Origin of the sequence: Streptomyces sp. NPDC041068 (assembly GCF_040647455.1) — a bacterium.
Lineage (GTDB): Bacteria > Actinomycetota > Actinomycetes > Streptomycetales > Streptomycetaceae > Streptomyces.
In genome coordinates this window covers 321,271-332,609 of the sequence record NZ_JBEZCG010000008.1, presented here as the reverse complement: position 1 = coordinate 332,609, position 11,339 = coordinate 321,271, and the positions used below count along the sequence as shown (strand labels likewise).

The following is an 11,339-nucleotide window of genomic DNA, read 5'->3' as shown; positions in this document are numbered from 1 at the left end:
CGGCTCTACGCCTGTGACGTCCGTACGTCATTGCACATCCGACGGCACCCGAGCATCGGGCACGGCACGCCACAGGGGCATCGACTACTCATCTGCCGCGCCGGCGCGGCCTGTTGGAGGACGTGAGTACCCATGCCCGGCCGCGGCGAGGGTTCCTAGAGTGGCGTACATGAGAGCGATGATCGCCTGGTGGGATCTGACCGAGTCCGCACACGACGCCGGATCGCTGCGCGGCTTCCTGCGCGAGGAGGCCGAGCAGAACTGGTCGAAGGTGCCGGGACTGCTCCTGAAGTTCTGGATCTCCGACCCGGAGACCAACCGCTGGGGCGCGGTCCTCCTGTGGGAGTCCGAGGAGGCGGCCCTGGCGGCACGCCCTCATCTGCCGCGCAGCGCCGGTGAGCTCATCGGCCTTCCGCTGGAGTTCCGGAAGTGGTTCGACGTGGAGGCAACGGTCGAAGGCGGGCACGGGCTGCCTTCGTTCAGTGGGCTCGGGCCGGCTTTGGGGGCCGACGAGGGCGGGGCGAGCGAGGAAGAGACCTTCTGATCCCGCCGACCACAGCTCGTCGTAGGCCTCGATGGCTGGCCTGCGAGCCGCGGACCAGGGACGAAGCAGGTGCGCGCCAGCTGCCGTGTGGCGGGGTCCACACCGCCGGGGCCCGCACCTGCTGTAATAATCGTCTACATGACGACAACTCTCGAGGGTGTCTACGCCGCCGTCCGCGGCATGCTGTCCGGCATCGAAGGGCTCGATGGCGCGGACGTCGTCGGCGACGGCCCGCCCGATGCCGGCTTCCCCCATGCCGAAGTACGTGACGGCGCCGTCCACTGGGTGGTGCTGGAGCGGAACGAGGTGGTGGAGCGCCGCACAGCCGAGGATCTGGACGAGTTTCTGTACTGGGCGGCGCTGCACACCACCCGCGACGCCGCCTCCCGCTGGGAGCTCGACCACCGCGGTCTGCTGCCCGGCTGCGGCGACACCCGGGTGGGGTGGCTGGCCAGACAGGTCCAGCTGATGAAGCTGGTCCGGCCCGAGTGGGCGGACAGGTTCCGGGCACAGATCCCGCAACAGTGTCCGGGAGTGCGCATCGAGGACGTGGACGCCTATCCGGTGGAGGGACGGTCGTGAGGCTGTGGCGGCGCGGTCGAAAGCAGGAGCAGGAGCAGGCACGGTCGGCGGGGGAAGCGGAGGTGTGGGACCGGTTCGGGAGTCCTCTGGGTAGGTTCGCGCACCCCGAGGGGACGCCGTTCGCCCAGCGGTCCCTGCCTCCCCTCTACGTGGGGTGCGGGTACCACGTGTACAGCTGGATCCGGCCCTGGACGCAGGAGGACGTCGAAAAGTACGGCTTCATCCAGGCGGGCAAGGTCGCTCCCTGGTTCGAACAGCCCGGGGGCGGAACGCAGTTCATGCTCCCGGAGGGCATCTCGGTGCAGTGGCTCATCGACCAGGGCTACATCCGCGAGGAACCTGCGCGGTGACGATCAGCCCTGCGGTTGTCCCGTGCGTGGCCAAGTCCCCTGCTACCGTACGCCGATGTCTTCGATCAAGAAGTTCCAAGTCACCTTTGACTGTGCGGAACCAGAGCGCCTCGCCCGCTTCTGGTGCGAGGTACTGGGGTACGTCATACCGCCGCCGGAGGGCTTTGCCACTTGGGACGAGTTCAAGCGTTCGCAGCCGCCTGAGCAGCGGGATTCATCGTTCGCCTGCGTTGATCCCTCAGGCGTGGGCCCGCGGTTGTACTTCCAGCGCGTCCCCGAAGGAAAGGCCGCCAAGAACCGGCTGCATCTCGATGTGCGGGTCGGCACCGGGCTCGTGGGGGAAGAGCGCCTCGCCGCCCTCGAGGCCGAGTGCGCACGGCTGGTCCCGCTCGGCGCGGTACACGTGCAGACGCTGTACGACGGCACCGATTCGTGCATCCCGATGCAGGACATCGAGGGCAACGAGTTCTGCATCGACTGAGCATGGCGATGTGAACGCGGTCGCCCTTCCCTTGCTCCGGCGGTGCGGGATCAACGATCCGGTGCCCTGGTAGCCCACGGTGGCCTTGGCACCGGGCTCCTCCCGGCTACGGAAGTCGTGGCGCACCTGCGGAGATCCAACCGTCGTTGCTTCGGTGGCGGTTCAATCCCACGGCCTCGAATTCGTCCCGGCTCAGGCCCTTTCTCGCGCCGAGGCGCCGAAGGGCCTGCGAAATCGGGCTGATTGGTTGCGAGAGTCCGCTCCTCGTCGGTTCGTCCAGCGGCCCCAACACCAGTGTCCTGTGCGCCCAGACGGCAGCTCGTTGCTCGCCGACGCCTCCGAAGTACTCAGCCTCCACATAGGCGACCGGACCCGAGGCGGACCACTAGAGCGAGCAGACCCTCGAAGTCTTTCGGCAGCCGCCAGAAGCCCAGAGCCCCCTCGGCGCTGCCGTCCGTATCGGAGTCGAAGGCCTCATCCGTCATCGGCATCAGCGACAGGCCTTGGCGAAGAGGCGCCACTCCGGCGCCGGGAACGTCTCGTGCCGCGGCGCGGAGCAACTCGTCTCCCGCGATCACTGCCTGCAATTGATAGCTCACCCCAGGGCCCTCCCCCATCGCTTGGAAAGCTCATCCTGGCCGACCTGCCCGGGGCGAACCCACCGGGGTTTCCGACTGCGGCGGCATCGTCGGAACCCGCTCGCAGGTCAGGAGCCGAGCCGTCCCTCACGAAGTCGACCGCAGATGGGCCCGCAGCACCAGCGTCTGCCAGGTGGCGAACACTGCGACCGGGGCGATCTGCAGCCACGTCCAGAGCAGACCCGCCGTGGTCAGTTCCAGCCAACCGAAGGCCAGTGTGGCGAGGCTCAGGAGGATCCAGAAGGCGCCGCCGCCGATGACACCACGCACGGCGCCGGCCGTGAGCCGTCGGCGCCGGGCCACGGCTCCGATGCCGACTCCGGCGGCGAGCATGGCACCGCCGACCCCCGCGACGAGCGCGGCGCCGGGGCCGAACAGGTCACTCAGCGGCGCGGCCGCGGCCAGGTAGCCGACGCCGACGACCGCCATGCCGACCGCGTCCAGGGTCAGTACCCGGCGCAGTGTGCGCACGGTGGCGCCGTCCTGCTCCGCGTCGAGGGCTGCGGGCGCACCGAGACCGGCGAGGGAAGAAGAGGCGGAAGGGTTGTCCATCGGTGACTCCAACAGTGATGGCTGGCTGAACAGCCGTACGGGACTTGGCGGTTGAGGCAGGCTCCGCGGCCCCTCCCGGCGGTCGGGGGATGTGCCGCCGGGAGGGGAGCTGGGGCAGCGATCGATCAGTTGCCGGAGGCGGGCGGGATGTTGTAGTTCAGCCGGAAGCGGTTCTCCGGGTCGTGCTTGGCCTTCAGCTCGGCGAGCCGCTTCAGGTCCGCCGGGGCGTAGGCGGCGCGCAGTTGCTTGTCGCCCGCGTTCTCGCCGTGCCCCATGAAGTTCAGGCTGGTCCCGGTCGAACGGGGCTCCAGCGCGTCGAAGAGCCGCGTCAGCAGCGGGCGCGTGTCGTCCTCGGTGACCCCGAACAGCAGGGTGACCACGGACAGCAGATACCGCGCGTCCCGGTGCCCGACCGCGTTGGGGTGCTCGGGCTCGCGGGCGAACGCGCCGCCCAGGTGGCGCAGTTCGAACACGACCGGCAGCGGTGCCTGCGGACCCGCGTGCTCCAGGACGGTGCGGGCCGCGTCCTCGTCGAAGTCGCGGAAGAGGGCGACCTCGCGCAGGAACGGTGCCGCCACCGGCGGATCGTCGTGGATCGAGGCGCTCTCCGCGTACGGCATCTCCCGCAGCACCTCCATGAGGACCGGGCCCGCGGCCTCGCGCAGCGGCGCCACCAGGCGCTCGCCGTCCTCGGGGGTACCGGTGTAGGCGATGCGTACGTGGTAGATGTGCCGTCCGCGCATCGGCTCGGGCACGTCCGGGTCCTGGGGGAAGGGGATGAGCGCCACCGAGGAGTTCATCTCCTCGGGAAGGTCCTCGGTCCAGCGCACATAGGCCTGGAGGACATCGGGGGCCGCCTCGGCGTCGAAGAAGAGGCCACCGCCGAACAGTGTCGCCACGGGGACCAGGCCCATCTCGAGCCGGGTCACGATGCCGAAGTTGTCCCGGCCGCCGATCAACGCCCAGTACAGGTCGGGCTCGGTCTCGGGGGTGACGTGGAGCAGATTGCCGTCGGCGGTGACCACGTCCAGGGAGCGCACTCGGTCGCTGGCGTAGCCGTAGGTGCGCACCAACAGGCCGACGCCGCCGCCCAGGACGTACGAGACCACGCCGACGTGCGGAGCGGAGCCGTTGAGCGGGGCCAGTCCGTGCGGCGCCGTCTCCGGAATCACCTGCTCGAAGCGGACGCCCGCGTCGACGGTGACGGTCTGCCGCTCCGGGTCGACCTGTACGCCGGCCATGCGCCCGGTGGTGATGAGCAGGCCGCCCTCGGCGGGAAGGGAGTATCCGTGGCCGGTGGCCTGTACGGCGACCGGCAGTCCGCGCTCGGCAGCGAAGCGGACGGCCGCCTGCACGTCCTCGGTGCGGGAGGCACCGACGATCACGTCGGGCCGGTGCCGCAGGGCGAGGTTGAAGCCGGTGCGCTCCTCGTCGTACCCCTCGTCCTCGGGGAGCAGTACCGGGCCCTCCACCTGGGAGACGAGCTGTCGAATGTCTGCGTGCTTCACTGTCTTCTCCGTTCTGCTTCGTCCAGCGCCCATGAGCATGAGGCTCAAACCTGACACCGGCCGACAGGTATGGGAGAGACTCCTCGGGTGAAGTTCGATCGACTGCTCTCCATCCTGTTATTGCTGCAGCAGCGCGACCTGGTTCCGGCCACTGAGCTGGCCGAACGGCTCGAAGTGTCGGTGCGCACCGTCTACCGGGACGTCGAGGCGCTGTCCGCGGCCGGCATCCCGGTCTATGCCGAACGCGGCAAGTACGGCGGCATCCGGTTGCTGCCGGGATTCCGCACCGACATGACGGGGCTGACCGCCGACGAGGCGCGGGCGCTGTTCGTCCTGGTGAGCCAGCGGGCCCATTCCGACCTGGGACTCGACCGGGCGCTGGCCTCGGCGCTGCGCAAGATGATGAGCGCGCTGCCCGCTCCGCACCGGCCCGCCGCCGAGGAGACGAGCCGCCGCGTCCTGATCGACCCGGAACGCTGGCTGGCCAGGCGACGCGAGGAGGTCGACCTGGAGGCCCTGCACACGGCGGTCCTCGCCGACCGGCGCCTGCGCATCGCCTATCGGCACAGCGGCAGCGCTTCCTTGAAGACGTACACGATCGATCCGTACGGCGTGGTCTCCAAGGCGGGCGACTGGTATCTGGTCGCCGACCACGAGGCGGTGCCCCGGCTGTTCCGCGCCGACCGGATCAAGGAGGCCACCGTCACCGCGGAGGCGGTGCGGCGCCGGGACGGCACGGAGCTTGCGCGGGTGTGGGAAGACCTGCGCCAGGGGGTGGAGGAGCGCCCCGCGGGGATCCGGGTCGTGGTGCGGGTGCGCCGCGTCCGCATCGACATGCTGGAGCGGATCACGACCTCGCACTTCGTCGGCCGCATCGAGGACTCCGGGCAGTCCGCAGAGGGCGGGGCTGAAGCGGACGGCAAGAAGGACGAGTGGGTGACGGCCGAGCTGCGCTATCCGGTGCCTGCCGCCGTATGCCAGTTGCTGCAGTTCGGCACGGACGTGGAGGTGCTCGAACCTCCGGAGGCGGTGGGCGAGGTGGCGTGGGCTGTGGCGGAACTGGCGGGGATGTACGGGGACGGGCACACCTGAGAAACCTTGACACACCTGCGGTCGTCGTCAGTGACGCCCTGTCCCCGGAGACCGAAGCCGCCAGGGACAGGGCGCTGCCGTGCCAGGTGCGCCTCAGAGCTTGGCGCACTTCGGCGTCTCGTTGCTGGTGCCGTACCAGCGCCATTTGATGATGTTCCGGGTGTTCGGCCCGTAGAGGCCGTCGGCGTTGATACCGGCTGCCCTCTGTACGGTGCGCACGTCCGCTCGCGTTCCGTTGCCGTAGATGCCGTCGCTGCCTCCCGCACCCAAGCCGTGGCAGACCGTCAGGACGAACTGGAGCTGCTTGACGGCGCTGCTGGTGTTTCCGGGGCCCATCTGGCACGTGGTCGAGCCGCCGGCGGACACGGGAAGTTCGGCGTAGTAGGCGCCCTTGGTGATCAGTTTGGTCTTGGTGCACACCGGAGTCGCGGCATGCGCGGCGGTGGCGCCGGTGGCGAGAAGTCCGGTGGTGAGCAGGGCGGTGGCTGCTCCGGAGGCGGCGAGGCCGCGCAGACGTATGGACATAAGCATGATCCCCCGTTTGTTGCGTTGTCGGTCGGTCGAGTCAGGAGGCTAGTGAGGCCACGCGGGGTGTGCGTGAGGCGAGGGTTGGAGATTCGCGTAAACCCTGGCGGTAGGGACGGGTAAACGTTGGCGGTAGGAGCCGACGACGTCACGCCACCACGGCAGCCGTCGTGGAGCTTGTCACTGTGGGCCCGGTTCGCCGTCCGAGGATCTGCCCATCGCCGTGGATCCGGCGGCACATGCCGCGGCCGGGCCCGGGATGCCCCGGGTCCGGCCCTGTACGACGCTGGTTCAGCTGTGCGTGAGCTGCGGCCCGAAGTGGTCGGCGAGGCCTGCGCGTGAGGTGACGCGCAGCTTGGTGTAGACGCGGTAGAGGTGGTTCTCGACCGTGCGGACCGACACCGTCAGACGGTGCGCGATCTCCCTGTTGGTCAGGCGGGACGTGGCGAGCAGGGCCACCTCCCGTTCCCGGGTGGTCAATGTGGCCGGGTCCGCGTCCGGCATCGGACCGCCCGTGACGGTCGGCAGTGCGGGCAGCGGCACCCCGGAGCAGGCGTCGAGACGGCCTCGGCAGGCCGCGAGGGACAGTTGAGCGTTGCGGTAGCGCCTGCCGTCCCGCCATATCTGGTGGGCTTGACCCGCGCACTCCGCGGCGAGCGGGTGGCGGCCGAGTGCGGCGAACTGCTCGGCCAGGTCGTCGAGTCGGTCGGCGTCGCGGCGGGCCAGGGCGTGTATGTGGGCCGCGCGCAGGGTGTGCAGAGGGCCGACGCCCGTATCGTCCGCGTCCACCAGGCCCAGTTGTGCCGCCTGCGCTGCGGCCTGCGCCGCCTCGCCGAGCCGTGCTGTCAGGTGCAGCGCGGCCAGGGCGGTGGCGTTCCGCTGTGCCTCGGCGGCACGCACGGCGATCTCGTTCGCACGGCGTACGGCGGCCGGTACGTCACCGGATCTGCCGAGCACTCGTGCCTCCTCCAGCGCGGTGTGGTCGTCGGCCAGGGGGTAGGGCAGCACGTCGCGGGCCGCCAGGCGGACCTCGATCAGGGTGCGTGTCGCCTCCGTCGACTGTCCTGACTCGGCCAGGACGGCGGCCAGTTGGGCCAGCACCCAGGGGCGTGTGATGAACCAGTCCCGGCCGTCCCGCACGGCGGCGGCCCGGCGCAACAGCGCGAGCGCCTGCGGCAGCCTTCCCGCGGCGCGGTGCAGCGCGGCCCGCAACACGTCGGCGCGCAGGCGGCGGCTCAGGTCATAGGGGGCGTCGGTGGCGCGGAGCCTGTCGAGAGCGGCCTGCGCGCGGACGTCGTCCCCGGCGGCCAGGGCGGCGTGGGCGTGCACGGCGTGGTGGGTGTGCCGTGCCTCCTCCTGCCAGCCCGCGACGGTGCGGCAGCTGTCGAGCAGCGTCAACGCCCGCTCGGGCCTGCCCAGTTCTACGTGGGCGAAGGCGGCCAGGGGCGAGCAGGACTGGAGCGCGGGCGACGCCATGGAGCCCGACGTCTCGCGCAGCACGGCATCGCCGGTGGTCGTCACGTCGCCGAGGTGGTCCCGCAGCAGGTCCACGACGCTGTTCTGGGCGCGGGCCGCGCTACCGGACGCACGCGTCGCGAGGGCAGCGGCATCGGTCACACGGTGCAGTCCCCAGGCGAGATTGCGCACCCGCGCACGGAGCGCCTCGGGCGAGCGGGTGTCGGTGCCCGCGAGCACCACCTCGGCGTCGGCGGCACGTCCCTGCCCCGCGAGGGCCCGGCCGAGCAGGAGCGTGGCCCGGGGGTCGGCGGCGGGGTTGGCCCCGGGGCCGACGGCGAGCCGCGCGAGTCGCTCGGCGAAGCCGAAGTCATGGCAGCGCAGGGCGACTTCGGCGGCCGGATACAGCAGGGCCGCGGGCGGGGTGTTGCCCGCCTCGATCCGCAGACGCGCGGCGCGCAGCAGGGCGGCTCCACCGGCGGAGAGGCTTGCCCCGCCAGCGGGGTTCGCTCCGTCCGAGAGACTCGCCTCGCCAGAACGGCTCGCCCTGCCAGAGGAACTCGCCCCATCCAAGGGACTCACCCCACCAGAACGCCTCGCCCTACCAGAAGAACTCACCCCATCCAAGGAACTCACCCCACCAGAACGCCTCGCCCTACCAGAAGGACTCACCCCATCCAAGGGACTCGCCCCGCCCCAGGGACTCGCCCCGCCCAAGGCGCTTGCTCCGCCCGAAACGTTCACCCCACCCGAGCAGCTCACCCCGCCGGAAGCGCTCGCTCCGCCCAAAGGGCTCGCTCTACCCGAGGAACTCACTCCGCCCCGAGAACTCCCCCCGCCGTCAGCGCACCGCCCCTCCCCCGTCTTCCTTGCTGCCCCGCTCTCCGCCGCGGCCAGCCGTTCCAGTTCGTCGGCCAGCTGTCGGCGCAGTGCCTGCGCCGTCGGCTCGGGGAGGTCTGCCACCGCCACCTGGCCGCACAGCGGTTGGGCCAGGCACAGCCTGAGGGTGCCGCCCGCCTGTTCGGCGAGTACGACCCCTCTGTGACTCAACCGCTCGGCAGCCGCGGCGAGCTGGGGAAGCCTGCCCAAGTGGCCCGGGACCGGGCCCGTCAACGCCAGCGTCGCGACCAGTTCCCGCTCCTCCCCGTCGAGCGGCTCCAGGAGACGGCGGGCCGCCCCGGCCACCCGGCCGTGCGGCTGCCGTACGGGCATCTCCCCCTGCCAGTGCCACAGCCCCCGCACGGGGCGGAACGTGCCCTCCCCGACTGCCTGTTCGGTGACTTCGGACAGCAGCAGCGGGTTGCCGCCCGTGGCCTCCCACAGGCGCGCCGCGGCATCGCTCGCGACGTGGGAGCCGAGCCGGGCCCGCAGCGCCTGCACCGCGGCCGCAAGGTCGAAGGCGGCGGTCCGGGCCTCGCCGACGAGACGTGCGCGCCGCAGCTCGTGGACGGCTGCGGGCAGGGCGAGCCCGGCGGGGGCGGTGGCCAGGAGCAGCACCCGCCCCTCTCGTACCTGCTCGGCCAGGCCGGCGGCGAGCTCCTCGCCGAGCAGGTGGACGCCGTCGACGCCGAACACCACGGGCAGCCCCGCCCTGGCGGTCCCGGCGGCGGCCGCGTGCCGCTCCAGGAGCACAGGAAGCGCTCCCAGGTCGTGCACCTGGTGCACGGCGACGCCCTCCCGCTCCAGGCGGCGCAGCGCCTCCTGAAGCAGCCGGGTGCGACCGGTGCCTGCCGCCCCGACGATCAGGCTGGACCGGCCGGCTGCGGCGCGCGCCTCGACGGCTTTCAGCTCGGCCTCCCGGTTCACCAGGGGCCAGGGCTCGGTGCGGTGCGGTGCGGTCATGCGGAGCGCCTCGTCCTGGTGGCGGGTGCGATGTTGCGGTTGGCGCGCAGCATGTTGTCCGGGTCGATGCGGGACTTGAGCGCGACCAGCCGCCGGTAGGCCTCCGGCTCCCAGAAGTCCTCGGCCGGTGCCGTGTCCGCTGCGTCCTCGCATCCTCCGTACACGAGGTTCTGGAAGCGCCCGGTCCGGCCCGCCTCCAGTGCCGCGAAGAACTTGCGGTGCACGGCTCGCGCCGTGGCGCTGTTCCCGCCGTCTCCCGCGAGCGGGGTCAGCAGCCGTACCAGGCACGCCGCTTCCCGGTGCCCCACCGCGTTGGCCGCCTCGGGCTCCCGGCCGAGGGCGCCCCCGAGGTGCCGGATGTCGACGACGCAGGGCACCGGTGCGCCGGGGCCCGCGAACTCCTCGACGGCGGCGGCGACTTCGGGCCCGAACTCGCCGAGCAGCACGTTGTCGCCGAGGTAGGCGTGGGGGCGGACGGGGTCGTTGTAGATCGCAGCGCATTCCGTGTACGGCATCTCCGCGACCGTGTCGCTCAGCCGCGGCCCGGCCGCGCGCAGAGGCGCCACCAGGTCCGCGCCGTCACGTGCGTCTCCGGTGTAGGCGATCCGGATGTGCGTGACGTACCGCCCCCGCAGCCGGTCCGGGAGTCCCGGCTGATCGGGGTAGGCGAGTTGGGAGATCGACGAGGTGAGCTCGTCGGGCAGGTCGGCGGTCCACTTCCGGTAGGTCTCCATGAGGCCCGGCACGCGGCCCGCGTCGAAGACGAGTTCGCCGCCGTAGATCCGGGTGACCCGGACCAGTTCCAGCTCCATGCCGGTGACCACGCCGAAGTTGGCGCCCGCGCCGCGCAGGGCCCAGAACAGCTCCGGGTCACTGTCGGCCGTGACGTGCCGCGCGCGGCCGTCCGGGGTGACGACGTCGACGGATCGCACGTGGTCGGCGGCGTAGCCGAACTGCCTTGCGAGCAGGCCGAGTCCGCCGCCGAGGGTGTAGCCGACGACACCGACCGTCGGGGACGAGCCGTTGAGCGGGGCGAGGCCGTAGCGCGCCGCCGCGTCGACGACCCGGGCGGCGCGCGTGCCGGCTCCGACGGACGCGGTGCCGGCGGCGCCCACCGTGACCGCCGTCAGGTCGGCGGTGCTGATGAGTACGCCGCCGTCCAGCGGAAGCGCAAGGCCGTGCCCCGTGGCCTGGGCGGCCACGGGCTGCCCGCGCTCGGCGGCGTACGCGACGGCGGCCGCGACGTCCTCGGCGCAGGCCGCCCGTACAAGGACGGAGGGCCGGTGCCGGTAGGCGGTCTGGAAACCGGCGCACCCTGTGTCGAACCCGCCCTCGCCCGGCAGGAGCACCCGGCCTCGTACCCGGTCCTCGAGCTGTCGCACCGCTGCTGCCGTGCTCATGCGCCGGCCTGTGCCTGCCCGCCGAGGTGCCGGGCCCAGGCCCGCACGGTGGGCTCGACGGCGAGGGTGGCGAAGTCGACCTTCAGCCCGCTGCGGCGCCAGCGGCCGCTGAGCCGCATCAACTGCATGGAGTCCAGGCCCAGTCGGGCGAGGTCGGTGTCGTCGGCTATCTCGTCGGGGGCCACGGAGAGGAGCTCCGCGACGGTCTCCTTGACGTCGTCGATGGTCAGGGAGGGCGGTGCGGTGCCGGTGGCGCCGGTCGTCCTGGTCGCGCCGGTCGTCCTGGTCGCGCCGGTCGTCCTGGTCGCGCCGGTCGTGCTGGCCGTGCTGGTCATCAGCTGCCTTTCGTCAGGGGTGTGTTCGGGGCGTC

The 11,339-nt window shown here is 71.7% G+C and carries 11 protein-coding genes; 5 read left to right on the top strand and 6 right to left on the bottom strand.

Going from position 1 to position 11,339, the window contains the following annotated elements:
* Nucleotides 1-169 precede the first annotated feature (169 nt).
* From AB0B50_RS20900 to AB0B50_RS20885, 4 genes are all read left to right on the top strand, one after another.
* Nucleotides 170-544, top strand: coding sequence for a hypothetical protein (locus tag AB0B50_RS20900; protein ID WP_362333657.1), 375 nt, complete (start codon nt 170-172; stop codon nt 542-544).
* Between the two features lie 138 nt (nt 545-682).
* On the top strand, nt 683-1,126 hold the full coding sequence (locus AB0B50_RS20895; RefSeq protein WP_362333654.1) for an Imm63 family immunity protein: 444 nt from the start codon (nt 683-685) through the stop codon (nt 1,124-1,126).
* Nucleotides 1,123-1,476 carry a TNT domain-containing protein gene (locus AB0B50_RS20890; protein ID WP_362333651.1) on the top strand — a complete coding sequence of 118 codons (354 nt, stop codon included), beginning with the start codon at nt 1,123-1,125 and terminating at the stop codon, nt 1,474-1,476. Before AB0B50_RS20895 ends, AB0B50_RS20890 begins: the two co-directional genes overlap by 4 nt.
* Before the next feature lie 55 nt (nt 1,477-1,531).
* Nucleotides 1,532-1,957, top strand: a complete 426-nt coding sequence (locus AB0B50_RS20885) for a VOC family protein (protein ID WP_362333648.1) — start codon at nt 1,532-1,534, stop codon at nt 1,955-1,957.
* 725 nt (nt 1,958-2,682) lie between these two features.
* Here the strand turns inward: AB0B50_RS20885 and AB0B50_RS20880 are convergent.
* Both AB0B50_RS20880 and AB0B50_RS20875 read right to left on the bottom strand, forming a co-directional pair.
* The gene (locus tag AB0B50_RS20880; protein WP_362333645.1) at nt 2,683-3,147 is read right to left on the bottom strand and encodes a hypothetical protein; all 465 of its coding nucleotides are present in this window, start codon (nt 3,145-3,147) and stop codon (nt 2,683-2,685) included.
* 125 nt (nt 3,148-3,272) lie between these two features.
* A complete protein-coding gene (locus AB0B50_RS20875) occupies nt 3,273-4,655 on the bottom strand; it encodes an FAD-binding oxidoreductase (protein ID WP_362333642.1) in 1,383 nt (460 codons plus the stop codon).
* An 87-nt stretch (nt 4,656-4,742) separates the two neighbouring features.
* Here AB0B50_RS20875 and AB0B50_RS20870 point away from each other — a divergent pair, with 87 nt between their 5' ends.
* Nucleotides 4,743-5,747: a YafY family protein gene (locus tag AB0B50_RS20870; protein WP_362333639.1), complete on the top strand. Its 1,005-nt coding sequence runs from the start codon at nt 4,743-4,745 to the stop codon at nt 5,745-5,747.
* A 93-nt stretch (nt 5,748-5,840) separates the two neighbouring features.
* Here the strand turns inward: AB0B50_RS20870 and AB0B50_RS20865 are convergent, their stop codons facing one another.
* The 4 genes from AB0B50_RS20865 to AB0B50_RS20850 form a co-directional block, all read right to left on the bottom strand.
* Entirely contained in the window at nt 5,841-6,272 is a 432-nt protein-coding gene (locus AB0B50_RS20865) for a peptidoglycan-binding domain-containing protein (protein WP_362333636.1), read from the bottom strand.
* A gap of 291 nt (nt 6,273-6,563) precedes the next feature.
* The gene (locus tag AB0B50_RS20860; protein WP_362333633.1) at nt 6,564-9,569 is read right to left on the bottom strand and encodes a LuxR C-terminal-related transcriptional regulator; all 3,006 of its coding nucleotides are present in this window, start codon (nt 9,567-9,569) and stop codon (nt 6,564-6,566) included.
* The gene (locus tag AB0B50_RS20855) at nt 9,566-10,969 is read right to left on the bottom strand and encodes an FAD-binding protein (protein ID WP_362333630.1); all 1,404 of its coding nucleotides are present in this window, start codon (nt 10,967-10,969) and stop codon (nt 9,566-9,568) included. Before AB0B50_RS20855 ends, AB0B50_RS20860 begins: the two co-directional genes overlap by 4 nt.
* Nucleotides 10,966-11,304: a phosphopantetheine-binding protein gene (locus tag AB0B50_RS20850; RefSeq protein WP_362333627.1), complete on the bottom strand. Its 339-nt coding sequence runs from the start codon at nt 11,302-11,304 to the stop codon at nt 10,966-10,968. The genes AB0B50_RS20855 and AB0B50_RS20850 overlap by 4 nt, the downstream gene beginning before the upstream one ends.
* Nucleotides 11,305-11,339 lie beyond the last annotated feature (35 nt).

Bases quoted from the DNA above. Each gene is read 5' to 3' on its own strand.
- AB0B50_RS20860 (WP_362333633.1), bottom strand. From the start codon at position 9,569: ATGACCGCACCGCACCGCACCGAGCCCTGGCCCCTGGTGAACCGGGAG.
- AB0B50_RS20850 (WP_362333627.1), bottom strand. From the start codon at position 11,304: ATGACCAGCACGGCCAGCACGACCGGCGCGACCAGGACGACCGGCGCG.
- AB0B50_RS20895 (WP_362333654.1), top strand. From the start codon at position 683: ATGACGACAACTCTCGAGGGTGTCTACGCCGCCGTCCGCGGCATGCTG.
- AB0B50_RS20855 (WP_362333630.1), bottom strand. From the start codon at position 10,969: ATGAGCACGGCAGCAGCGGTGCGACAGCTCGAGGACCGGGTACGAGGC.
- AB0B50_RS20880 (WP_362333645.1), bottom strand. From the start codon at position 3,147: ATGGACAACCCTTCCGCCTCTTCTTCCCTCGCCGGTCTCGGTGCGCCC.
- AB0B50_RS20865 (WP_362333636.1), bottom strand. From the start codon at position 6,272: ATGTCCATACGTCTGCGCGGCCTCGCCGCCTCCGGAGCAGCCACCGCC.
- AB0B50_RS20885 (WP_362333648.1), top strand. From the start codon at position 1,532: ATGTCTTCGATCAAGAAGTTCCAAGTCACCTTTGACTGTGCGGAACCA.
- AB0B50_RS20900 (WP_362333657.1), top strand. From the start codon at position 170: ATGAGAGCGATGATCGCCTGGTGGGATCTGACCGAGTCCGCACACGAC.